The organism is Burkholderia sp. IO2 (genome assembly GCF_029522185.1).
GTDB classification, from domain to species: domain Bacteria; phylum Pseudomonadota; class Gammaproteobacteria; order Burkholderiales; family Burkholderiaceae; genus Burkholderia; species Burkholderia cenocepacia.
In genome coordinates this window covers 21,935-44,064 of record NZ_JAKWFH010000022.1, presented here as the reverse complement: position 1 = coordinate 44,064, position 22,130 = coordinate 21,935, and the positions used below count along the sequence as shown (strand labels likewise).

The window sequence follows — 22,130 nt, the reverse complement described above, 5'->3', positions numbered from 1 at the left end:
TACGCGATGCGGGCCGCCCGCATCGTCCCGCCGCACGAAAAAGCCCGCATTGCGCGGGCTTTTTCATTTGAACGACGGCACCCGGCCGGCGATCACACCAGCACGAGGTTGTCGCGATGAATCAGTTCGGGCTCCAGCATGTAGCCGAGCACGGTCTCGATCTCGCCGCTCGGCTTGCGGTGAATCAGCTTCGTTTCCGCACTGCTGTAGTTCGTGAGCCCGCGCGCCACCTCGCGCCCGTCCGGGCCGACACATGCGATGACTTCGCCGCGCGCGAATGCGCCCTGCACGTCGATCACGCCGATCGGCAGCAGGCTCTTGCCGCCGGCCGTCAGCTTCTCGACCGCGCCCGCGTCGATCACGACGTGGCCGCGGACCTGCAGATGGTCGGCCATCCATTGCTTGCGTGCCGCCATCCGCGCGGTCCGTGCGATCAGTTGCGTGCCGATCGCCTCGCCGGCCGCCAGACGCACGAGCACGTCGGCCTCCCGGCCGCTCGCGATCACGGTATTCGCGCCGCTGTGCGCCGCACGCTTCGCCGCGAGGATCTTCGTCAGCATCCCGCCGCGACCGAGACTCGAACCCGCGCCGCCTGCCATCGCCTCGAGCTCGGGGGCGCCCGCATTGGCCTCGCCGACGAGCGTCGCATTCGGGTCCTTGCGCGGATCGGCCGTAAACAGCCCCGACTGGTCGGTGAGGATGATCAGCGCATCGCCTTCGATCAGGTTCGCGACGAGCGCGCCGAGCGTGTCGTTGTCGCCGAACTTGATTTCGTCGGTGACCACCGTGTCGTTTTCGTTGATGATCGGCACGACGCCGAGCCGCAGCAGCGTGAGCAGCGTCGAACGCGCATTCAGGTAGCGCTCGCGGTCCGCCAGATCGGCATGCGTGAGCAGGATCTGCGCAGTGCGGATGCCGTGCTCGGTGAAGCGGCTTTCGTAGACTTGCGCGAGCCCCATCTGGCCGACCGCGGCGGCGGCCTGCAGCTCGTCGATTTCCCGCGGCCGCTTGCTCCAGCCGAGCCGCTGCATACCTTCGGCAATCGCGCCCGAACTGACGAGCACGACTTCCTTGCCCTGCGCACGCAGCGCAGCGATCTGGGCCGCCCAGCGGCCGATTGCAGCATGATCGAGCCCCTTGCCGTCGTTGGTCACGAGGCTGGAGCCCACCTTCACCACCAATCGCTTCGAATCCGCGATGATCGAACGCATCCTGCACTGTCTCCTGTATCTGATGCCTGCCCGGCCGGGCGCGATTGAACGCCAACGCCGGGCGGCACGCCCGGCGCGTTGGCGAACGCTCAGGCGTCGTCGCCCGGCGTCGCACCGCCCTTCGCCGGCGGCGCATCGCGGAAACGCACGTCGGCCGCGAGATCCTCCGCCTCCGCCGCGCGATGCGCGTCCGAATGCTCGGAAAGGTAGTCGTAGATCGCGTAGCACAGCGCTTCGCAGCCCTGGCCCGTCAGCGCCGAGATCTCGAACACGGGGCCGTCCCAGCCGAAGCGGTCGAGGAAATCCGCGACGCGCGCCTCGCGCTCGTCTTCCGGCACCATGTCCAGCTTGTTGAGCACGAGCCAGCGCGGCTTCTCGTAGAGCGCCTCGTCGTACTTGCGCAGCTCGCCGACGATCGCCGTCGCTTCCGCGACCGGATCGACGCTTTCGTCGAACGGCGCGAGATCGACCAGATGCAGCAGCACACCGGTACGCTGCAGATGGCGCAGGAATTGATGCCCGAGGCCCGCGCCTTCGGCCGCGCCTTCGATCAGCCCCGGGATATCGGCGATCACGAAGCTCTTGCTCGGACCGACCCGCACCACGCCGAGATTCGGCGCGAGCGTCGTAAACGGGTAGTCGGCGATCTTCGGCTTCGCGTTCGACACCGACGAGATGAAGGTCGACTTGCCCGCGTTCGGCATGCCGAGCAGGCCGACGTCGGCGAGCACCTTCAGCTCGAGCTTCAGCATGCGCCGCTCGCCCGGCTTGCCGTCCGTCTTCTGGCGCGGCGCGCGGTTCGTGCTCGACTTGAAATGCAGGTTGCCGAGGCCGCCGGCGCCGCCCTGCGCGAGCATCACCCGCTGGTCGTGCTCGGTCAGGTCGGCGATCAGCTCGCCCGTGTCCATGTCGCTGATGATGGTGCCGACCGGCATGCGCAGCGTGACATCGTCGCCGCCCTTGCCGTAGCAATCCGAGCCGCGACCGTTTTCGCCGTTGCGCGCGAGGTGCTTCTTCGCGTAACGGTAGTCGATCAGCGTGTTGATGTTGCGGTCGGCGATCGCGTAAACGCTACCGCCGCGGCCGCCGTCGCCACCGTCCGGCCCGCCGAACGGGACGAATTTCTCGCGGCGCATCGACGCGCTGCCATCGCCTCCGTCGCCGGCGATGACTTCGATTCGTGCTTCGTCAATGAACTTCATTCGTCACTCCGCCCAGTATTTCCGCTATTGTGCCGCGCGCCGGCACGCTTGAACAATCTGCCGTTCGGCCGATCGTACGCCGGTCGCGCGAGGGTCGCCGGCCCGCATTTGCAGGCGGCGACCCAATAAAAAAGGCCCCGCGAAGACTGCGGGGCCTTTCGGCTACGAAGCCCGTGGGTGCCTGACTTAGGCAGCCGCCGGGACGACGATGACCAGATGCTTCTTGTCCGCGCCCTTCGTCGCGAACTTGACGTGACCGTCGACCAGCGCGAACAGGGTGTGATCCTTGCCCATGCCGACGTTCTCGCCAGCGTGCATGCGCGTACCGCGCTGACGCACGATGATGCCGCCGGCATTGATTGCCTGGCCGCCGTACACTTTCACGCCGAGACGTTTCGACTCGGAGTCGCGGCCGTTCCGGGAAGAGCCGCCTGCCTTTTTGTGTGCCATCTGATTGCTCCTTTACCGAGGCGCTTACGCGTTGATCGCGTCGATGCGCAGCTCAGTGTAGTTCTGGCGGTGGCCGCCGTGCTTTTGGTAGTGCTTCCGGCGACGCATCTTGAAGATGGTGACCTTGGCATGACGACCGTGCGACACAACGGTGGCCTTGACGGAAGCCCCACTGACCAGCGGCGTACCGAACTTAATCGATTCGCCTTCGCCCACTGCGAGAACCTGGTCGAGCGTGATTTCAGCGTCAATGTCAGCCGGTATCTGTTCTACTTTGAGTTTTTCGCCAACGGCAACCTTGTACTGCTTGCCGCCGGTTTTTATGACCGCGTACATTGAGAACCTCACTCTGGATCCAATTTTTCCGCACACCACGCGCGGAAAACACGTGATTATACATGGGGTTAGCACCGAAGTCAAAACCGATCGACGATTACCGCGCGCGGGCCTCGGCCAGACGGCCAAAATCGCGCTGCCGGTACGGCTGACAGACCGGCATATCGCGGATTCGACTTATAATCCGCCGCATCACCCAATTCCATCATCATGTCGTCGTCCACCGCCTCCCCCACCCTCAGCGCCGCCCACCTGCTCGCCCCGATCACCAGCGACATGGAGCAGGTGAATCGCGTTATCCGGCAAAGCCTCGCGTCCGACGTGCTGCTGATCAACCAGATCGCCGAGTACATCATCGGCGCGGGCGGCAAGCGGCTGCGTCCGGCGTTGCTGCTGCTCGTCGCCGGCGCGCTCGGCGAAACGTCGCACCAGCGGCACGTGCTGGCCGCCGTCGTCGAGTTCATCCACACGGCCACGCTGCTGCATGACGACGTCGTCGACGAATCCGAGCTGCGCCGCGGCCGCCAGACCGCCAATGCGCTGTTCGGCAACGCGGCGAGCGTGCTGGTAGGCGATTACCTCTACTCGCGCTCGTTCGAGATGATGGTCGGCGTCGGCAAGATGCGCGTGATGGAGATCCTGTCCGAAGCGACGACGATCATTTCGGAAGGCGAGGTGCTGCAGCTCCTGAACATGCACGACGCGGACGTCGACGAAACGCGCTACATGCAGGTGATCCGCTACAAGACGGCCAAGCTGTTCGAGGCGTCGGCGCGCCTGGGCGCGGTGCTCGCGGGCGCCGATGCGCCGACCGAGGCCGCCGCCGCCGAATACGGCCGCCGGATCGGCACCGCGTTCCAGATCATGGACGACTGGCTCGACTATGCGGGCACCGCCGAGGCAATGGGCAAGAATGCCGGCGACGACCTGCGCGAAGGCAAGCCGACGCTGCCGCTCATCTATCTGATCGAGCGCGGCACGCCCGAACAGTCGGCGCTCGCACGCGAGGCGATCGAACAGGGCGGCACCGATCGCTTCGACACGATTTTCGAAGCGATCACGCGCTCGGGCGCGCTCGATCACACGCTCGAATGCGCACGCCAGGAAGCGCAGGCCGCGGCAGCGGCGATTGCCGCGTTCCCCGATTCGATCTACAAGGAAAGCCTGCTCGGGTTGTGCTCGTACTCGACGTCGCGGCAGTCATGAACACGCCGCGAACGGGACGCGGCGCCTTGTCCCGAAAAATTTCTTCATCAAAGTATTCCCTTTTAGAAAAAACATCGTTATAGTTACGTTCTTGCTTGAGACGACGCAGCGATCTTCACGAAGACAGCGAAGTCCGAAGAGCAAAAATCGGGGTGTAGCTTAGCCTGGTAGAGCGCTACGTTCGGGACGTAGAGGCCGGAGGTTCGAATCCTCTCACCCCGACCAGATTTAAAAAAACCGTGCACCGTGTGCACGGTTTTTTTTCGTCCGGCCGCCGCGAGCCCCTCGTGTCGCGCGCGACACATCGCGGTCGCCGGCCTCTGCTATATTTCCCCCATCCCTGTCCTTCACTGCCCTTTCCAACGCGTGGACCAAATTCCCTTATGGGCGCAAATCGGCGCCGTCTTCCTGCTTCTCCTCTGTTCCAGCTTCTTTTCCATTTCCGAGACCGCGATGATGGCGCTCAATCGCCATCGGCTGAAGCATCTCGCCGGCCAGGGCGCACTCGGCGCGAAAACCACGCAGGGGCTGCTCACGCGCACTGACTTGCTGCTCAGCGTGATCCTGATCGGCAACAACCTGTTCAACACGATCATCCCCGTCCTCACGACGTCGCTCGCGCTCCATACGTTCGGCCGCAACAATCTCGCGCTGTCGATCGCGACCGGCGTCGTCGCGTTCCTGATCATCGTGTTCGCGGAAATCGCGCCGAAGATCGTCGGCGCGACGTTCCCCGAGCGCATCGCACTGCCCGCGAGCCTCGTGATCGCCCCGCTGATGCGCGTGTTCAAGCCGGTCGTCTGGTTCGTCAATGCGCTCGCGAACGGCGTGCTGTGGGTGCTGCGCATCAACACGAAGAAGGGCCGCGACCAGCGGATGTCGGCCGACGAGCTGCGGGCCATCGTGCTCGAATCGAGCAGTTTCATGCCGACCAAGCACCGCAGCATCCTGCTCAACCTGTTCGACCTCGAGAACATCACGGTCGACGACGTGATGGTGCCGCGTCGCCAGATCGAGTCGCTCAACTTCTACGCGCCGCTCGACGACATCCTCCATCAGCTCGAAACCTGCTATCACAACCGGCTGGTGGTCTACGAAGGCGACATCGACAAGGTGCTCGGCGTGCTGCACGTGCGCAAGACGCTCACCGCGCTGCACAACCAGGATTTCGACCGCGAGACGCTGCGCTCGCTGCTCACCGAACCGTACTACGTGCCGTCGGGCACGCCGGTGGTCCAGCAGCTCCAGTTCTTCCAGGAAACCCGGCATCGCACCGCGCTCGTCGTCAACGAATACGGCGAACTCGAAGGGCTCGTCACGCCCGAGGACATCATCGAGGAACTGATCGGCGAATTCACGACGTCGATGCCGCGCAGCGAACGCGCGGGCGGCTGGGACGAGAACGGCGAATGCATCGTCTCGGCCAGCATGCCGCTGCGCGAACTGAACCGCTGGCTGCACCTGAAACTGCCGACCGACGGGCCGAAGACGCTGAACGGGCTGGTACTCGAGATCCTCGAGGAAATTCCGGAAGACGACGTGTGCCTGAAAATCGGCGACGTGATGCTCGAAGTGATGCGCAGCGACGATCAGGCAGTGCGCACCGTCAAGCTGTTCAAGCCGCGCGGCGCGCGCACCGGACGCACCGCCGCGCGCTAGGGCCTGTTCGCACTAATAACGGGCTTGCGCTGGCCCTAGCCGAACGGCCGACTGCCGGCGCCGCCCGCGGCGCGCGATCATCTGCGCATCACGGTCAACAGGCGGCCCGCGTGCCGGCTCACATGCATTTCCCTTCCTCCGGGGCGCCGCTGCACCCGCAGTCGTCGCCCGCGCACGCCGGCGCGCCGCCCACCGCGCCCCACGCACTCGATGCGGCCCAGCTCGACGATGCTCCCGCCGTACGGCTGCTGACGGACACGCTGCATGCGGCGCGCGTGCGCGACGCGTCGGACATCCACGTCGAGCCATTCGAAGCCGGCTGGCGCATCCGTCTTCGCATCGACGGCGTGCTGCACGAACATGCGCGCCCGCCGCTACACCTGCGCGATGCGCTCGTCACGCGGATCAAGGTGCTCTCGCGCATGGACATCGCCGAGCGGCGGCTTCCGCAGGACGGCCGGCTGCGCATCGCGATCGACGGCGGCACGCGCGGCGACTACCGCGTCAGTTCGCTGCCCACGCTGTTCGGCGAAAAACTCGTGCTGCGGCGGCTCGAAACACTGCCGCCCGATCTCTCGCTTGCCAACCTCGGCTTCGACGCGCGGCAGGCCGCCGCGATGGAGGCCGCGATCCGCGCGCCGCACGGCCTCGTGCTCGTCACGGGCCCGACCGGCAGCGGCAAGACCCTGTCGCTCTACTGCGCGCTGCAGATGCTCGATCGCGACGCACACAACGTCTGCACGGTCGAGGATCCCGCCGAGATCCAGCTCGACGGGATCAACCAGGTCGGGGTCGCCGACAAGGCGGGACTCACGTTCGCGACCGCGCTGCGGGCGCTGTTGCGGCAGGATCCGGACGTGATCATGGTCGGCGAGATTCGCGATGCGGAGACGGCCGATGTCGCGATCAAGGCTGCGCAAACCGGCCACCTCGTGCTGTCGACGCTGCACACGAACGACGCGCCGGCCGCCGTCGCGCGGCTGCTCGATATCGGCGTCGCGCCGTACAACCTCGCGGTCGCGCTGCATCTCGTCACCGCGCAGCGTCTCGTCCGGCGCCTGTGCGTCGCCTGCCGCGTGCATTCGGACGCATCGGTGCGTGCGCTGCGGGAAGCCGGCTGTGACCCGGCGGCGCTGGCAGCCGGATGGCGGCCGTTCGTCGCGCGCGGCTGTTCCGCCTGTCACGGCATCGGCTATCGCGGCCGCATCGGCCTGCATCAGACGATGCCGGTATCGCCCGCGCTGGCGGAGCGCATCGTCGCGCGGGCGAGCGTCGGCGAACTCGCGCAGTGCGTGGCGGCCGAGGGGGTCCGCAGCCTGCGCGACGCGGCATTCGCCCGCGTCCTGGACGGCACGACGAGCATCGCGGAAGCCGTCGCGGCCACACCTGCGGCATGAGCATAAGTATGCGCACGCCACCGCGCGAAACCCGCTTTGCATGGCGCGGCCGCCATCGCGACGGCTCGCCGCGCCGCGGGATCGTCGTCGCCTTCGACGCCGCGGCCGCGCGCGCCACGCTCGCACGCGACGGCATCGCGGTACTGTCGCTCGACGGCCGCGGGCCGGCCCGTCCGCCCGCGGCGGCCGCACGCGACATCACGCGCTTCACGCGCCAGCTCGCAAGTCTGCTGCAGGCCGGCCTGCCGCTTGCGCCGTCGCTCGAGATGCTCGCCCGCACCCGCACGCGCGACGGCGTGCCGCGCATCGCCGCGGGACTCGCCCGTGAAATCGTCGGCGGCCGGCGCTTTGCCGATGCGCTCGCACGCTATCCATCGCAGTTCGGCACGCTGTATCGCCAGTTGATCGAGGTCGGCGAGGCGTCCGGGTCGCTCGGCATCGTGCTGACCCGGGTCGCGGAACATCGCGAGCGCGCCGATGCGCAATGGCGCAAGCTGCGCGCCGCACTCGCGTATCCGGCCGCCGTCATCCTGTTCGCGCTCGCGATCTCGGCAGCCTTGATGGTGTGGGTCGTGCCGACCTTCCGGCAGATCTTCGACGGTTTCGGCGCCGCCCTGCCCGCGCCGACCCGCGCACTACTCGCGCTGTCCTCGGCACTGTCGGCGTGGGGCGGTGTGCTGCTGGCCGGTGCGGCCGCCATAGCGCTGGCCGGGCAGCATGCGCTGCGGCGCTCGGTCGCGCTGCGTCATGCGCTCGCGCGGCGCCTGCTGCGCGCGCCGCTCGCGGGCAGCGCGCTGGAACGGTTCGCGGCCGCACGCTGGTGCCGCTCGCTGGCGACCCTGCTCGGCGCCGGCGTGCCGCTCGCCGATGCGTTCGCCACGCTCGAGCGCACGGCCGGCCACCCGGTGTTCGCGCACGCCACCGCGCACATCGCCGCACGCGTGTTGCGCGGCGTCCGTCTGGCCGATGCGATGCATTCGGCCGGCTGCTTTCCGGACGACGTCGTGCAACCGATCGCCGTCGCCGAGGAAACCGGTGCGCTCGACTCGATGCTCGGCGACATCGCCGCATTGTGCGAACGCCAGCTCGACGCGCGTCTCGATGCGCTCGCGGCGCTCGGCGAACCGTTGATCGTGATCGTCCTTGGCGCGCTCGTCGGCGGCCTCGTGATCGCGATGTACCTGCCGATCCTTCAGCTCGGCAACGTGGTGTAGCATCGCAACCGATTCTGTCGCCTTTTAGTCCGATCCTTGAGCCTCATGACGCCAGCGCCCCTGTCCGCCGTTTCCGATTCGCCCGAGAGCACGCTGCTCGCGCTGGCGATGCTGCCGCCCGCGCTGCAGTATGCGTTCGCGGTCGTCATCGGCCTTTGCATCGGCAGCTTCCTGAACGTGGTCGTGCACCGGTTGCCCGTGATGATGCAGCGCGCGTGGCAGGCCGAGATCGCCGAAGCGACGGGCGCCGCAAGCACCCCGCCCGACGATGGTTATCCGCCGCGCTACGATCTGTGGCGCCCGCGCAGCGCCTGCCCGCATTGCGGCCACGTGTTGCGCGCATGGGAGAACATCCCGGTCGTCAGCTATCTGATGCTGCGCGGACGCTGCCGGTGCTGCGGCCATGCGATCGGCATCCGCTATCCGCTCGTCGAGCTCGCGTGCGCAGGGCTCGCGGCCGGCTCGCTCGCGGCGTTCGGCCCGACCGTCGCCGCGCTTGCCGCGTTCGCGCTGTGCGCGGCGCTGCTCGCGATGAGCGCGATCGATATCCGGACCGGCTACCTGCCCGATTCGATGACGCTGCCGCTGCTGTGGGCCGGGCTCGTGCTGAACCTCGGCGGCACGTTCGCTTCGCTGCGCTCGGCCGTGATCGGCGCGATGGCCGGCTACCTGTTCCTGTGGTCGATCTACTGGCTGTTCAAATGGCTGCGCGGCATCGAGGGCATCGGTTTCGGCGACCTGAAGCTGCTTGCCGCGCTCGGCGCATGGATGGGCTGGGCCGCACTGCCGCAGGTCGTACTGTTCGCGGCGGTGACCGGCGCGGTCGTCGGGCTCGTCGCGACCTGGCGCGGCCGCATGCGCTTCGAGGAGCCGATTCCGTTCGGCCCGTTCCTCGCGGCCGGCGGCGTCGCCACGCTGTTTTTCGGCACCCCTTTCTATGCGGCGCTCGGAGGCTGACATGTTTTCAGTAGGACTCACGGGCGGCATCGGCAGCGGCAAGACGACCGTTGCCGACCTGTTCGGCGCCCGTGGCGCATCGCTCGTCGATACCGACCTGATTGCCCATCGCATCACCGCGCCGGGCGGTCTCGCGATGCCGGCTATCGAGCACGCTTTCGGTCGCGGCTTTGTGGCCGCCGACGGCTCGCTCGATCGCGCGAAGATGCGCACACTGATCTTCAGCGACGACGACGCGCGCCGGCGCCTCGAAGCGATCACGCATCCGCTGATCCGTGCGGAGACCGATCGCGAGGCGCGCGAGGCCCGGGGCCCGTACGTGATGTTCGTCGTGCCGCTGCTCGTCGAGTCGGGCACGTGGAAGGCGCGCAGCGATCGCGTGCTGGTCGTCGACTGTCCGGTCGAAACGCAGATCGCACGCGTGATGCGGCGCAACGGCTTCACGCGCGAACAGGTCGAAGCGATCATCGCGCGACAGGCGACGCGCGAGGCCCGCCTCGCGGCGGCCGACGACGTGATCGTCAACGACGCGGTCACGCCCGACGCGCTCGCCGCGCAGGTCGATGCACTGCACCAACGCTACGTCGCGTTCGCGGCCGCCGCGCACTGAGCATCGCGCGCAATCGTGATGGTGTACGAAATTGGCGCGTTGCTAGGGTAGAGAGGGGGCATTAGAATGTCCTTCATTGTTTCAATCCCTACCCAAGAGGCGAGCGCGCTTGATTCTTTACGAGTATCCGTTCAACGAGCGAATTCGCACGCTGTTGCGTCTCGAAGATCTGTTCGAGCGCTTCGCGTTCTTTTTGGCTCAGGAGGACCCGCGTGAACACCACGTCGCGCTGACGACGCTGTTCGAAATCGCCGAGGTAACGGGCCGCGCGGACCTGAAATCGGATCTGATGAAGGAGCTCGAACGTCAGCGCCAGACGCTCGCCCCCTTTCGCGGCAATCCGGGCATCGAGCAGAACGCGCTCGAAGCCGTGCTCGGTGAAATCGAGCAAACGCTCGCGAATCTTGCGCAGATGCAGGGCAAGACCGGCCAGCACCTCGTCGACAACGAGTGGCTCGCCAGCATCCGCAGCCGCGCGGTGATTCCGGGCGGGACATGCAAGTTCGACCTGCCGTCGTACTACGCGTGGCAGCAATGGCCCGCCGAGCAGCGGCGCCAGGACATCGCGAAGTGGGTCCTGCCGATGCTGCCGTTGCGCGACGCCGCGGCGATCGTGCTGCGGCTTGCGCGCGAATCAGGCCAGGCGTCGAAGGTCATGGCGATGCAGGGCAGCTACCAGCAGATGCTGTCCGGCCGCACCTATCAACTGATGCAGGTGCGGGTAGCGCCGGAGCTGCGCGTCATTCCCGAAGCGAGCGCCAACAAATACATGCTGTGGGTACGGTTCACCATGCAGGACGGCGACGTGCGGCCGCGTGCGGTGGACATCGACGTGCCGTTCCATCTGACCCTGTGTAATCTGTAACGGCCGCGTGCCGGTTCAACGCTTTCGTATGACTACCGTTGTGAAATGTCCGTCGTGCGGCGCAGAAGTGCGCTGGACGCCTGAAAACAAGTTCCGTCCCTTCTGTTCGGCCCGCTGCAAGCAGCTCGACCTTGGCGCATGGGCCGCGGAAAAGTATCGGATCGGCGGCGCCTCCGACGAGGGCCCGTCGTCGGAAGAGGACGGCACGGACAACCGCCGCGACAGCTGAGCGGCGCGCGGCGCCGCCGTCCGCCGATATGGCCCGCGTTTCCGGCGGGCCGCCGCGGCGTCATTGCGACGCCGCTTCCTTCTCGAGCAGTTCGAGCACCGGCAGCGCCGCCGGCAACAGCGGCGCGACCTCGACCGGCAGTTGCTGCCATACGAACGCCTGCCCTTCCTTGCTGTGCGGCTCGCCCGTCCAGCCCGTCACCTTGCAGAAATAGAGCCGCACGTACGCGTGCGGATAATCGTGCTCGAGCGTGTGCCAGCGGTGGCTGGCCGTGACCTCGATGCCGAGTTCCTCGTGCAGCTCGCGCGCCAGCGCATCCTCGACGCTTTCGCCGGCCTCCAGCTTGCCGCCCGGAAACTCCCAGTAACCTTCATACGGCTTGCCCTGCAGGCGTTGCGCGAGCAGATACCGACCGTCCGGCTGCACCATCACGCCGACCGCGACTTCCGTCACCTTGCGGCCGTCCGGCGCCCGCACGGCGCCCTGTGCCAGATCCGCGCTCATGCCTGCTCCTTGCGGCCCGACCAGTCCCGCGCGAACTGCCACGCGACGCGGCCCGAGCGCGAACCGCGCTCGAGCGCCCACACGAGGGCGTCGCCGCGTGCCGTGTCGATCTCCGTCTCCGGGCAGCCGAAGTGGCGCAGCCAGTGCGCGACGATGTCGAGGTAGTCGTCCTGCTTGAACGGATAGAAGCTGACCCACAGGCCGAAGCGCTCCGACAGCGAGATCTTCTCCTCGACCACTTCGCCGGGGTGAATCTCGCCGTCAGGAAGATGCTTGTACGACTCGTTGTCGCTCATGTACTCGGGCAGCAGGTGGCGACGGTTCGACGTCGCGTAGATCAGCACGTTGTCCGACTGCGCGGCGATCGACCCGTCCAGCGCGACCTTCAGCGCCTTGTAGCCCGATTCGCCGTCCTCGAACGACAGGTCGTCGCAAAACACGATGAACCGCTCCGGACGCTGCGAGATCAGGTCGACGATGTCGCCGAGATCGTGCAGGTCGTCCTTGTCGACTTCGATCAGGCGCAGCCCGTCGTTCGCGTACGCATTCAGGCACGCCTTGATCAGCGACGACTTGCCGGTACCGCGTGCGCCGGTCAACAGCACGTTGTTGGCCGGCTTGCGCTGCACGAACTGCCGCGTGTTCTGGTCGATCAGCGCCTTCTGGCGGTCGATGTTGTGCAGGTCGCCGAGCGTGATCGACGACACGGCCGGTACCGGCTGCAGGTAACCGCGCCCCTGGCGCTTGCGCCAGCGGAACGCGTGCGCCGCGTTCCAGTCGATGGCCGCCGGTGCGGGCGGCAGCATCCCTTCGAGACGGCCGAGCAGCGCTTCCGCGCGCGTCAGAAACTGTTCAAGCTTGTCCATGTCGTTCGAGCGCTCCCGATCAGGAGCGGTAATCCGCGTTGATGCTCACGTAATCGTGCGACAGGTCGCACGTCCAGACGGTGGCCTGCGCGTCGCCGCGCCCGAGCAGCACGCGGATCGTGATCTCGCTCTGCTTCATCACGCGCTGGCCGTCCTCTTCCTGGTAGGCCGGGTTGCGGCCGCCGGCCTTCGCGACGAGCACGTCGTCCAGATAGAGGTCGATCTTGCCGACGTCGAGATCCGCGACGCCCGCATAGCCGATCGCCGCGAGAATCCGGCCGAGGTTGGGGTCAGATGCGTAGAAGGCCGTCTTCACGAGCGGCGAATGGCCGATCGCGTACGCGATCTGGCGGCATTCGGCGACGCTCTTGCCGCCTTCGACCTGCACCGTCATGAATTTCGTCGCGCCTTCGCCGTCGCGCACGATCAGTTGCGACAGCACCTGCGCGACCTCCGTCACCGCGTCGCGCAGCGCCGCATAGGCCGGCGAATCGGTCGACGTGATGGCCGGCAGCGTGCTCTTGCCCGATGCGATCAGGATGAACGAGTCGTTCGTCGACGTGTCGCCGTCGATCGTGATGCAGTTGAACGAGCGGTCGGCGACTTCCTTCACGAGCGTGTCGAGAACCGGCTGCGCGACGTTCGCATCGAACGCGAGGAAGCCGAGCATCGTCGCCATGTTCGGCTTGATCATGCCCGCGCCCTTGCTGATGCCCGTCAGCGTGACCGTGTGACCGTCGATCGTCACCTGGCGCGACGTCGCCTTCGGCAGCGTGTCGGTCGTCATGATCGCCTGCGCGGCGTCGAACCAGTTCGCGGCCTTGCGGTTCGCGAGCGCGGCCGGCAGACCGGCCTTCAGGCGGTCGATCGGCAGCGGCTCGAGGATCACGCCGGTCGAGAACGGCAGCACTTGCGCCGGCTCGATGCCCGCGAGGCGTGCGAGTTCCGTGCACGTTTCACGGGCGTTCACGAGGCCCGGCTCGCCGGTGCCCGCGTTCGCATTGCCGGTATTCACGACCAGTGCGCGGATGCCCGCGCCGCCCGCACGCACCTTCGCCAGATGCTCGCGGCAGACGGTGACCGGCGCTGCGCAGAAACGGTTTTCGGTGAACACGCCCGCGACCGTCGCGCCTTCGTCGACGGAAATGACCAGCACGTCCTTGCGATTCGGCTTGCGGATGTTCGCCTCCGCCCAGCCGAGCGTGACGCCGGCGACGGGATGCAGTTGGGCGGGATCGATCGACGGAAAATTGACTGCCATGGGGCACACCTGCCGGATGGAAAATGCCGGCACGCGCCGGCATCGATTGGAAGAACCGGCGGCCGCACGCGCGGGCCGCCACAACTCACATCACTGACTCGAAGCTGCGAACGACGCGGCGCGCGTGACGCGCGCCGCCGCCGATCATGACAGCTTCCCGTGACATTGCTTGTATTTCTTGCCGCTGCCGCACGGGCACGGGTCGTTGCGGCCGACCTTCGGCATTTCGCCGCCGGGGCCGCCGTGCGTCATCGCGCTGCCGACCATGTCGGCCGTCGCCGTGGCCGCCGCAGCAGCAGTCGTGACGTTCGCCACCGGGGCGCCGGCGTCCGCGTAGTCGGCGTGCTGGTATTCGACGTTCTCGAGATGACCGCCGCGCTCCTCGATCTGCTCGGCCGCCTCCTCGAGCTGCTCCGGCGACTGGATCTGCACGTTCATCACGATGCGCGTGACTTCCTGCTTGATCGCGTCGAGCATCGCGGCGAACAGTTCGAACGCCTCGCGCTTGTACTCCTGCTTCGGGTTCTTCTGCGCATAGCCGCGCAGGTGAATGCCCTGGCGCAAGTGGTCGAGCGCCGCGAGGTGCTCGCGCCACAGACGGTCGACCGTCTGCAGCATCACCGAGCGCTCGAACGCGCTGAACGATTCGCGACCGACCATCGCGACCTTCGCCTCGTACTGCTCGTCGGCGGCCGTCGTCACCGCGTCGAGGATCTCCTCGGCCGTGATCGACGACGACTCGTTCACCATTTCCTGGATCGCGAGATCGAGCTGCCAGTCGTTGCGCAGCGCTTCCTCGAGCTCGGGCACGTCCCACTGCTCTTCGATGCTGCCTTCCGGCACGAACTGGCGGACGACTTCGGTGATCACGCCGTGACGCATCGCGGTGATCGTCTCGGTGATGTCGTGTGCTTCGAGCAGCTCGTTGCGCTGCTGGTAGATCACCTTGCGCTGGTCGTTCGACACGTCGTCGTATTCGAGCAGCTGCTTGCGGATGTCGAAGTTGCGCGCTTCGACCTTGCGCTGCGCCGATTCGATCGACCGCGTGACGATGCCGGCTTCGATCGCCTCGCCTTCCGGCATCTTCAGGCGATCCATGATCGAGCGCACGCGATCGCCCGCGAAGATGCGCAGCAGCGGATCGTCGAGCGACAGGTAGAAGCGCGACGAGCCCGGATCGCCCTGACGGCCTGCACGGCCGCGCAGCTGGTTGTCGATCCGGCGCGATTCGTGGCGCTCGGTGCCGATGATGTGCAGGCCGCCCGCGGCCTTCACCTCCTCGTGCAGCGTTTCCCACTCGTCGTGCAGCTTCTGGATGCGGCGCGCCTTTTCGTCGGCCGGGATCGAATCGTCGGCCTCGATGAACGCCGCCTGCTTCTCCGCATTGCCGCCGAGCACGATGTCGGTACCGCGGCCGGCCATGTTGGTCGCGATCGTGATGCGCTTCGGACGGCCAGCTTCCGCGACGATCGCCGCTTCACGCTCGTGCTGCTTCGCGTTCAGCACTTCGTGCGGCAGCCCGGCCTGCTTCAGCAGGTGCGACAGCAGTTCGGAGTTCTCGATCGACGTCGTGCCGACCAGCACCGGCTGGCCGCGCTCGTAGCAGTCGCGGATGTCGCGGATCACCGCGTCGTAGCGCTCCTTGGCCGTCTTGTAGATCTGGTCCTGCTTGTCGATCCGCTTCGGCGGGCGGTTGGTCGGGATCACGACCGTCTCGAGACCGTAGATCTCGTTGAATTCGTACGCTTCGGTGTCCGCGGTGCCGGTCATGCCGGCCAGCTTCGCGTACATCCGGAAGTAGTTCTGGAACGTGATCGACGCGAGCGTCTGGTTCTCGCTCTGGATCTTCACGTGTTCCTTCGCCTCGACGGCCTGGTGCAGCCCGTCGGACCAGCGGCGGCCGGCCATCAGGCGGCCCGTGAATTCGTCGACGATGACCACTTCGCCGTTCTGCACGACGTAGTGCTGATCCTTGTGGAACAGCGTATGGGCGCGCAGCGCCGCGTACACGTGGTGCATCAGCGTGATGTTCTGCGGCGCGTACAGGCTCTCGCCCTCGCCGATCAGGCCCCATTCGGCAAGCAGGCGCTCGGCCTTCTCGTGGCCCGATTCCGTCAGGAACACCTGGCGCGCCTTCTCGTCGAGCGTGTAGTCGCCCGGCTTCTCGACGCCCGTGCCGTCGGCCTTCTCTTCGCCGATCTGGCGCTCGAGCAGCGGCGGCAGTGCGTTCATCCGCACGTACAGCTCGGTGTGATCCTCGGCCTGGCCCGAAATGATCAGCGGCGTACGCGCTTCGTCGATCAGGATCGAGTCCACTTCGTCGACGACCGCGAAGTTCAGGGCCCGCTGCACGCGCGCGTCGGTCTCGTAGACCATGTTGTCGCGCAGGTAGTCGAAGCCGAATTCGTTGTTCGTGCCGTACGTGATGTCCGCCGCGTAGGCCTGCTGCTTCTGGTCGTGCTCCATGCCGGACAGGTTGATGCCGACCGACAGACCGAGGAAGTTGTAGAGGCGCGCCATCCATTCGGCGTCGCGCTGCGCGAGGTAGTCGTTGACGGTCACGACGTGCACACCGCGGCCGGCCAGCGCGTTCAGGTACACGGGCAGCGTCGCGACGAGCGTCTTGCCCTCGCCGGTGCGCATTTCCGCGATCTTGCCGTAGTGGAGCACCATGCCGCCGATCATCTGCACGTCGAAGTGCCGCATCTTCAGCACGCGACGGCTCGCCTCGCGACACACCGCGAAGGCCTCGGGCAGCAGCTTGTCGAGCGACTCGCCGGCCGCGACCCGCTGGCGGAATTCGTCCGTCTTGCCGCGCAACTGGTCGTCCGTCAGCTTCTCGATCTGCGTTTCGAGCGCATTGATCGTCGCGACGGTCTTTTGGTATTGCTTGACGAGCCGCTGGTTGCGGCTGCCAAAAATTTTCTGGAGAAAACCGGTTGTCATCGGATCGGATCCTGCGTCGCAGCACCGGCGCCCGGCGCGTGTTGCGCGCCCCGGCGCCCGAGCCTCGGCGGCTTAGCGAATTAGTGGACTCAAACGTCGAATTTTAGCACGCGGGGACGCGTGCGCCTGCGTCCCGGCCGCACGGGCATGGCGCGCCCGGGCCGGGCGGACAGGGGCGAAAGCCGCCCGTGCGCGGGCCGGCACGGGTACAATCGGCTGCAACGTCCGCGCGCGTGCGCGCTCGAATAAAGCCTCGATGAACCGATTTTCCAAGCGTTTCGGCCCGCTCGCCGCCTATCGTCCGCAACCCGTGTCCGAAGTGCTCGGTCGTACCGACGCATTCGCGGCGCTGCGCGCCGGTGTCGAGCAGATCGCGTCGCTGCAGCGCGACCTGGGCGCATGCCTGCCCGACTATCTGGCGAATCACGTCGAACCGGGCTTCATCAAGGACGGCACCCTGACCCTCTTTGCCGCGCACAATGCGCTGGCAGCACGGCTGCGACAGGTCGAGGTGCGGCTGCTCGGCGACCTCCAGAAGCGCGGCTGGCCCGTGACGACGCTGCGCGTGCGCGTGCGGCCGAAGGACGCGCCGGAGCCGCCGCACGTGAAGCAGGCTCGGATGACCTCGGCCGGCGCCGCCGCGCTGCGCGACCTCGCCGACCACCTCGAACCATCGCCGCTGCAGGCCGCGCTCGCGCGGATGGCGGCACGGCACGGCGCGAAGCCGCGTTGACCGCACCGGTCATCGGCGGCCGCCAGCCAACAAAAAAGCGACCCGAAGGTCGCTTTTTTTATCGCTTGCGCTGAACGCCGGTCACGCGAAGGCCGTCTGCGCGTCGAACGCGAACCCCTTCGGTGCAGCCTGCGGATCGTCGAACGTCACAATCTCGTACGCGTCTTCGTGCGCGAGCAGTTCGCGCAGCAACGCGTTGTTCAGGCCGTGGCCCGACTTGTACGCGGTGTACGACGCCAGCAGCGGATGGCCGATCACGTACAGATCGCCGATCGCGTCGAGCATCTTGTGCTTCACGAACTCGTCGTCGTAGCGCAGCCCGTCGTTGTTCAGGATCCGGTACTCGTCGAGCACGATCGCGTTGTCCATGCTGCCGCCGCGCGCCAGGCCGATCTCGCGCAGCATCTCGGCTTCGTGCGCGAAACCGAACGTGCGCGCACGCGCGATCTCGCGCACGTACGACGTGGTCGCGAAATCGACCTCGAGTTCCTGGCCCGTCTTGTCGACGGCCGGGTGACGGAAGTCGATCGAGAACTTCAGCTTGAAGCCGAAATACGGATCGAGCCGCGCGAACTTGTCGCCGTCACGGATTTCGACCGGCTTCTTCACTTTGATGAAACGCTTCGGCGCGTTCTGTTCCTCGATGCCGGCGGACTGGATCAGGAACACGAACGTGGCGGCGCTGCCGTCCATGATCGGGATTTCCTCGGCCGTCACATCGACATACAGGTTGTCGATGCCGAGACCCGCACACGCGGACATCAGGTGCTCGACCGTCGACACACGCACGCCATCCTTCTGCAACACCGACGCGAGCCGCGTGTCGCCGATCGACATCGCCGATGCGGGAATGTCGACCGGCGTGGGCAGGTCGACGCGTGAAAAGACGATGCCCGTGCCGGGCGCGGCGGGACGGAGCGTCAACTCGATCTTGCGGCCCGAGTGGACACCGATACCCACGGTCTTCACGATGGATTTGATGGTGCGCTGCTTCAACATGGTCTTCTTCGTCTTGATTGAAGATATCAATCAGGAGCTATATTCGATAGGCGGGATTATAGCGTAATTCCCTATTCAACGCTGCCTGAAACTGCGTATCAATCTGTTTCGACAGTTTACCCGTGCCGATACGGGACGGGCCGATGCCCGGAACGGAGGCGTTTCCGGTCATCAGCCCGTGTTACAACTGCCCTGAGGCCGGTGAGCAGCGTTGCCGGAAGGCAACGGCGCACCGCACGATCAGGACGTCAACGTCGCGAGAACACTCGCCGCATCGCTCACTTCGAATTTGCCCGGCGCCTCGACGGCCAGCGTCTTGACCACACCGCCGTCAATCACCATCGCGTAGCGCAGGGAACGAATTCCCATGCCACGCGCGGACAAATCCTGCGTCAGCCCCAGCGCATGAGTGAAAGCCGCGCTGCCGTCCGCCATCATGCGCACCTTGCCCGCGGTGTGCAGATCACGTCCCCATGCGCCCATCACGAATGCGTCGTTGACGGACACGCACCAGATCTCGTCGATCCCCGCCGCGCGCAATTGCTCGGCGTGTTCGACGTAGCCCGGCACATGCTGCGCCGAGCAGGTCGGCGTGAAAGCGCCCGGCAATCCGAAGATCACCACCCGCTTTCCCGCCACCTGGTCGCGCACGCTGCAGGCGTTCGGCCCCAGCGTGCACCCTTCGCGCGCGTCGTCGATGAACTCGAACAATTGCGCGTCGGGCAGCGCGTCGCCCACTTGAATCATGGCTGGTCCCTCATAGCGATACGGTTTTTCAGCGTGTTGCGGACAGCCCGGCCCATCCCGCTTCGCTCGAGCGAAGAGGGCACGTTTCCCGGCCCGGCGTCGCATCCGACGCGGCCTGTTTGGGTCCGTAGCATCCGTCACGCCGGCGTTACCGCGGCAACTTCGCCGCGGCTTCGCCTGTGTTTGCGTCAGTCAGCCTGCTTGCGCAGGAAAGCCGGGATGTCGTACGTGTCGACACCCTTCTCCTGCAGCGCCTGCACGTGCGATGCCGCGGTTTCACGCGAATTGCGCCACACCGCCGGCGTATCGAGCGCGCCGTAGTCGGCCGTGCTGACGTGCTGCGCCGGCGCGTAGCCGTGCGACACCGCGCTGACCGGCTGGTTGTCCGTACCCGTGCGCAGCAGCGTCATCGGTGCCGACTGCTGCTTCTTCGCCGCACGGCCCAGACCCGTCGCCACGACCGTCACGCGCAGTGCATCGCCCATCGCGTCGTCGTACACCGCACCGAAGATCACCGTCGCATCTTCCGCCGCGTAGCTCTTGATCGTGTTCATCACTTCGCGCGTTTCCGACAGACGCAGCGAACGGCTCGACGTGATGTTGACCAGCACGCCGCGCGCGCCCGACAGATCGACGCCTTCGAGCAGCGGGCTCGCCACGGCCTGTTCCGCCGCGAGGCGCGCGCGATCGACGCCGGCGACCGTCGCCGTGCCCATCATCGCCTTGCCCTGCTCGCCCATCACCGTCTTCACGTCTTCGAAGTCGACGTTCACGAGGCCGTCGACGTTGATGATTTCCGCGATGCCTGCCACCGCGTTGTTCAACACGTCGTCCGCGCACTGGAAGCACTTGTCCATCTCGGCGTCGTCGCCCATCACGTCGAACAGCTTGTCGTTCAGCACGACGATCAGCGAGTCGACGTGATCCTCCAGTTGCTGCGAGCCTGCTTCGGCGACGCGCATGCGCTTGCCGCCTTCGAACTCGAACGGCTTGCTGACGACACCGACCGTCAGAATGCCCATCTCCTTCGCGATCTGCGCGACCACCGGCGCCGCGCCCGTACCCGTGCCACCGCCCATGCCGGCCGTGATGAACACCATGTGCGCGCCGCGCAGTGCGTCGGCGATGCGCTCACGCGCTTCTTCGGCCGCCGCACGACCCATTTCCGGCTTTGCACCGGCACCAAGACCCGTGTTGCCGAGCTGGATCACCGACGATGCGCGCGAACGCGACAGCGCCTGGGCGTCCGTGTTCATCACGATGAAGTCGACGCCCTGCACGCCGCGGTTGATCATGTGCTGGACGGCATTGCCGCCAGCGCCGCCAACGCCGACCACCTTGATGATGGTGCCGTTGGTCTCGGTTTCCAGCATTTCGAATTCCATTGTTGCCTCCGTCAAGAGAATGACTGCTACTCGGCCGTTATTCGGCAGGAGATCGGGCAACCCCCTGTCGCGCGCCAGCCGCCGGCACCAGCGCGAATTTCGATTCGGTTTGTCAGAAGTTGCTCAGGAACCACTCCTTCATCCGCGAGAACACCTGCCCCGCGTTGCCGGACTGCACGGCGACCTTGCGGCCGCGCATGCGCTGCGCACTGCCTTCGACGAGCAGCCCCATCGCCGTCGAGTAGCGCGGATTGCGCACGACGTCGGACAGGCCGCCTGCGTATTCTGGCGCGCCGATGCGCACCGGTTTCAGGAAAATGTCTTCGCCGAGCTCGACCATGCCCGGCATCATCGAGGCACCGCCGGTAATGACCACGCCGGAGCTCAGGAGTTCTTCATAACCGGACTCGCGCACGACCTGCTGCACGAGCGAGAACAGTTCCTCGACGCGCGGCTCGATCACCGCCGCGAGCGCCTGGCGCGACAGCGTGCGCGGGCCGCGTTCGCCGAGGCCCGGCACTTCGACCATTTCGTCCGGATCGGCGAGCGCCTGCTTCGCGATCCCGTAGCCGACCTTGATGTCTTCCGCGTCCGGCGTCGGCGTGCGCAGCGCCATCGCGATGTCGCTCGTGATCTGGTCGCCGGCGATCGGGATCACCGCCGTGTGGCGGATCGCGCCTTCGGCGAAGATCGCGATGTCGGTCGTGCCGCCGCCGATGTCGACCAGCACCACGCCGAGATCCTTCTCGTCTTCCGTCAGCACCGCCAGCGACGACGCGAGCGGCTGCAGGATCAGGTCGTTCACTTCCAGCCCGCAGCGGCGCACGCACTTGACGATGTTCTGCGCGGCGCTCACCGCGCCCGTCACGATGTGCACTTTCACTTCCAGCCGGATGCCGCTCATCCCGATCGGCTCGCGCACGTCTTCCTGGCCGTCGATGATGAATTCCTGCGTGAGGATGTGCAGCACCTGCTGGTCGGTCGGGATGTTGATCGCCTTCGCGGTCTCGATCACGCGCGCGACGTCCGTCTGCGTGACTTCCTTGTCCTTGATCGCGACCATCCCGCTCGAGTTGAAGCTGCGGATGTGGCTGCCCGCGATCCCCGTAAACACGTTGGTGATCTTGCAGTCGGCCATCAGCTCGGCTTCCTCGAGCGCGCGCTGGATCGACTGCACGGTGGCCTCGATGTTGACCACCACACCTTTCTTCAGACCCTTCGACTCGCTCTGGCCGAGACCGATCACCTCGTAGTGACCCTCGCCCTTCAGCTCGGCGACGATGGCCACCACCTTCGACGTGCCGATGTCGAGGGAAACCAGCAGATCCTTGTAGTCTTTGCTCATAAAGTGCT

General features: G+C 66.4%; 21 protein-coding genes and 1 tRNA gene. 10 read left to right on the top strand and 12 right to left on the bottom strand.

Annotation, left to right across the window (positions count from 1 at the left end; all coding sequences use genetic code 11):
• Positions 1–92 precede the first annotated feature (92 nt).
• The 4 genes from proB to rplU form a co-directional block, all read right to left on the bottom strand.
• Entirely contained in the window at positions 93–1,211 is a 1,119-nt protein-coding gene (proB, locus tag MMB92_RS16150; protein WP_006476997.1) for a glutamate 5-kinase, read from the bottom strand.
• A gap of 89 nt (positions 1,212–1,300) precedes the next feature.
• A complete protein-coding gene (gene obgE / locus MMB92_RS16145) occupies positions 1,301–2,413 on the bottom strand; it encodes a GTPase ObgE (protein ID WP_006489254.1) in 1,113 nt (370 codons plus the stop codon).
• 186 nt (positions 2,414–2,599) lie between these two features.
• Positions 2,600–2,863, bottom strand: a complete 264-nt coding sequence (rpmA, locus tag MMB92_RS16140; protein ID WP_006476999.1) for a 50S ribosomal protein L27 — start codon at positions 2,861–2,863, stop codon at positions 2,600–2,602.
• 24 nt (positions 2,864–2,887) lie between these two features.
• Positions 2,888–3,199, bottom strand: a complete 312-nt coding sequence (gene rplU, locus MMB92_RS16135) for a 50S ribosomal protein L21 (RefSeq protein ID WP_006025184.1) — start codon at positions 3,197–3,199, stop codon at positions 2,888–2,890.
• Positions 3,200–3,409: 210 nt separating this feature from the next.
• Here rplU and MMB92_RS16130 point away from each other — a divergent pair, with 210 nt between their 5' ends.
• The 9 genes from MMB92_RS16130 to MMB92_RS16090 all read left to right on the top strand — a co-directional run bounded on the left by MMB92_RS16130 (position 3,410) and on the right by MMB92_RS16090 (position 11,336).
• Entirely contained in the window at positions 3,410–4,405 is a 996-nt protein-coding gene (locus MMB92_RS16130) for a polyprenyl synthetase family protein (RefSeq protein ID WP_011544516.1), read from the top strand.
• Between the two features lie 148 nt (positions 4,406–4,553).
• Positions 4,554–4,630: transfer RNA gene (locus MMB92_RS16125), tRNA-Pro, on the top strand.
• Positions 4,631–4,771: 141 nt separating this feature from the next.
• A complete protein-coding gene (locus tag MMB92_RS16120; protein WP_006489250.1) occupies positions 4,772–6,064 on the top strand; it encodes an HlyC/CorC family transporter in 1,293 nt (430 codons plus the stop codon).
• 122 nt (positions 6,065–6,186) lie between these two features.
• Positions 6,187–7,461, top strand: coding sequence for an ATPase, T2SS/T4P/T4SS family (locus MMB92_RS16115; RefSeq protein ID WP_264835501.1), 1,275 nt, complete (start codon positions 6,187–6,189; stop codon positions 7,459–7,461).
• Positions 7,462–7,469: 8 nt separating this feature from the next.
• Positions 7,470–8,675 carry a type II secretion system F family protein gene (locus MMB92_RS16110; RefSeq protein WP_277562782.1) on the top strand — a complete coding sequence of 402 codons (1,206 nt, stop codon included), beginning with the start codon at positions 7,470–7,472 and terminating at the stop codon, positions 8,673–8,675.
• A 45-nt stretch (positions 8,676–8,720) separates the two neighbouring features.
• Positions 8,721–9,632, top strand: a complete 912-nt coding sequence (locus MMB92_RS16105; protein ID WP_006487139.1) for an A24 family peptidase — start codon at positions 8,721–8,723, stop codon at positions 9,630–9,632.
• 1 nt (position 9,633) lies between these two features.
• Positions 9,634–10,242 (top strand): dephospho-CoA kinase, encoded by a 609-nt coding sequence (gene coaE / locus MMB92_RS16100; RefSeq protein ID WP_006487123.1) that lies wholly within the window; start codon positions 9,634–9,636, stop codon positions 10,240–10,242.
• Between the two features lie 109 nt (positions 10,243–10,351).
• Positions 10,352–11,107, top strand: coding sequence for a cell division protein ZapD (gene zapD, locus MMB92_RS16095; RefSeq protein WP_006487143.1), 756 nt, complete (start codon positions 10,352–10,354; stop codon positions 11,105–11,107).
• Positions 11,108–11,135: 28 nt separating this feature from the next.
• Positions 11,136–11,336: a DNA gyrase inhibitor YacG gene (locus MMB92_RS16090; RefSeq protein ID WP_011544509.1), complete on the top strand. Its 201-nt coding sequence runs from the start codon at positions 11,136–11,138 to the stop codon at positions 11,334–11,336.
• A 60-nt stretch (positions 11,337–11,396) separates the two neighbouring features.
• Here the strand turns inward: MMB92_RS16090 and MMB92_RS16085 are convergent, their stop codons facing one another.
• The 4 genes from MMB92_RS16085 to secA all read right to left on the bottom strand — a co-directional run bounded on the left by MMB92_RS16085 (position 11,397) and on the right by secA (position 16,913).
• Complete coding sequence (locus tag MMB92_RS16085) at positions 11,397–11,840, bottom strand: NUDIX domain-containing protein (RefSeq protein ID WP_006487137.1); 444 nt, start codon at positions 11,838–11,840, stop codon at positions 11,397–11,399.
• Positions 11,837–12,706 (bottom strand): ATP-binding protein, encoded by an 870-nt coding sequence (locus MMB92_RS16080; protein ID WP_006487097.1) that lies wholly within the window; start codon positions 12,704–12,706, stop codon positions 11,837–11,839. The genes MMB92_RS16085 and MMB92_RS16080 overlap by 4 nt, the downstream gene beginning before the upstream one ends.
• Positions 12,707–12,725: 19 nt before the next feature.
• Entirely contained in the window at positions 12,726–13,967 is a 1,242-nt protein-coding gene (gene argJ, locus MMB92_RS16075) for a bifunctional glutamate N-acetyltransferase/amino-acid acetyltransferase ArgJ (protein WP_006496770.1), read from the bottom strand.
• Positions 13,968–14,111: 144 nt separating this feature from the next.
• Entirely contained in the window at positions 14,112–16,913 is a 2,802-nt protein-coding gene (secA, locus tag MMB92_RS16070; protein WP_006493335.1) for a preprotein translocase subunit SecA, read from the bottom strand.
• A 256-nt stretch (positions 16,914–17,169) separates the two neighbouring features.
• Here secA and MMB92_RS16065 point away from each other — a divergent pair, with 256 nt between their 5' ends.
• Complete coding sequence (locus tag MMB92_RS16065; RefSeq protein ID WP_006487136.1) at positions 17,170–17,646, top strand: DUF721 domain-containing protein; 477 nt, start codon at positions 17,170–17,172, stop codon at positions 17,644–17,646.
• A gap of 81 nt (positions 17,647–17,727) precedes the next feature.
• Here MMB92_RS16065 and lpxC read toward each other — a convergent pair whose 3' ends face one another.
• The 4 genes from lpxC to ftsA form a co-directional block, all read right to left on the bottom strand.
• Positions 17,728–18,645 (bottom strand): UDP-3-O-acyl-N-acetylglucosamine deacetylase, encoded by a 918-nt coding sequence (gene lpxC / locus MMB92_RS16060; RefSeq protein WP_006487145.1) that lies wholly within the window; start codon positions 18,643–18,645, stop codon positions 17,728–17,730.
• A 240-nt stretch (positions 18,646–18,885) separates the two neighbouring features.
• The gene (locus tag MMB92_RS16055; protein ID WP_012492974.1) at positions 18,886–19,392 is read right to left on the bottom strand and encodes a peroxiredoxin; all 507 of its coding nucleotides are present in this window, start codon (positions 19,390–19,392) and stop codon (positions 18,886–18,888) included.
• Positions 19,393–19,580: 188 nt separating this feature from the next.
• Positions 19,581–20,777: a cell division protein FtsZ gene (ftsZ, locus tag MMB92_RS16050; protein ID WP_006487140.1), complete on the bottom strand. Its 1,197-nt coding sequence runs from the start codon at positions 20,775–20,777 to the stop codon at positions 19,581–19,583.
• A gap of 112 nt (positions 20,778–20,889) precedes the next feature.
• Positions 20,890–22,122, bottom strand: a complete 1,233-nt coding sequence (gene ftsA / locus MMB92_RS16045) for a cell division protein FtsA (protein WP_006487138.1) — start codon at positions 22,120–22,122, stop codon at positions 20,890–20,892.
• Positions 22,123–22,130 lie beyond the last annotated feature (8 nt).

Excerpts from the sequence above, each read along its gene's own strand:
- proB (WP_006476997.1), bottom strand. The coding sequence starts at position 1,211 with ATGCGTTCGATCATCGCGGATTCGAAGCGATTGGTGGTGAAGGTGGGC.
- obgE (WP_006489254.1), bottom strand. The coding sequence starts at position 2,413 with ATGAAGTTCATTGACGAAGCACGAATCGAAGTCATCGCCGGCGACGGA.
- rpmA (WP_006476999.1), bottom strand. The coding sequence starts at position 2,863 with ATGGCACACAAAAAGGCAGGCGGCTCTTCCCGGAACGGCCGCGACTCC.
- rplU (WP_006025184.1), bottom strand. The coding sequence starts at position 3,199 with ATGTACGCGGTCATAAAAACCGGCGGCAAGCAGTACAAGGTTGCCGTT.
- MMB92_RS16130 (WP_011544516.1), top strand. The coding sequence starts at position 3,410 with ATGTCGTCGTCCACCGCCTCCCCCACCCTCAGCGCCGCCCACCTGCTC.
- MMB92_RS16115 (WP_264835501.1), top strand. The coding sequence starts at position 6,187 with ATGCATTTCCCTTCCTCCGGGGCGCCGCTGCACCCGCAGTCGTCGCCC.
- MMB92_RS16110 (WP_277562782.1), top strand. The coding sequence starts at position 7,470 with ATGCGCACGCCACCGCGCGAAACCCGCTTTGCATGGCGCGGCCGCCAT.
- MMB92_RS16105 (WP_006487139.1), top strand. The coding sequence starts at position 8,721 with ATGACGCCAGCGCCCCTGTCCGCCGTTTCCGATTCGCCCGAGAGCACG.
- coaE (WP_006487123.1), top strand. The coding sequence starts at position 9,634 with ATGTTTTCAGTAGGACTCACGGGCGGCATCGGCAGCGGCAAGACGACC.
- MMB92_RS16090 (WP_011544509.1), top strand. The coding sequence starts at position 11,136 with ATGACTACCGTTGTGAAATGTCCGTCGTGCGGCGCAGAAGTGCGCTGG.
- MMB92_RS16085 (WP_006487137.1), bottom strand. The coding sequence starts at position 11,840 with ATGAGCGCGGATCTGGCACAGGGCGCCGTGCGGGCGCCGGACGGCCGC.
- MMB92_RS16080 (WP_006487097.1), bottom strand. The coding sequence starts at position 12,706 with ATGGACAAGCTTGAACAGTTTCTGACGCGCGCGGAAGCGCTGCTCGGC.
- argJ (WP_006496770.1), bottom strand. The coding sequence starts at position 13,967 with ATGGCAGTCAATTTTCCGTCGATCGATCCCGCCCAACTGCATCCCGTC.
- secA (WP_006493335.1), bottom strand. The coding sequence starts at position 16,913 with ATGACAACCGGTTTTCTCCAGAAAATTTTTGGCAGCCGCAACCAGCGG.
- MMB92_RS16065 (WP_006487136.1), top strand. The coding sequence starts at position 17,170 with ATGAACCGATTTTCCAAGCGTTTCGGCCCGCTCGCCGCCTATCGTCCG.
- lpxC (WP_006487145.1), bottom strand. The coding sequence starts at position 18,645 with ATGTTGAAGCAGCGCACCATCAAATCCATCGTGAAGACCGTGGGTATC.
- MMB92_RS16055 (WP_012492974.1), bottom strand. The coding sequence starts at position 19,392 with ATGATTCAAGTGGGCGACGCGCTGCCCGACGCGCAATTGTTCGAGTTC.
- ftsZ (WP_006487140.1), bottom strand. The coding sequence starts at position 20,777 with ATGGAATTCGAAATGCTGGAAACCGAGACCAACGGCACCATCATCAAG.
- ftsA (WP_006487138.1), bottom strand. The coding sequence starts at position 22,122 with ATGAGCAAAGACTACAAGGATCTGCTGGTTTCCCTCGACATCGGCACG.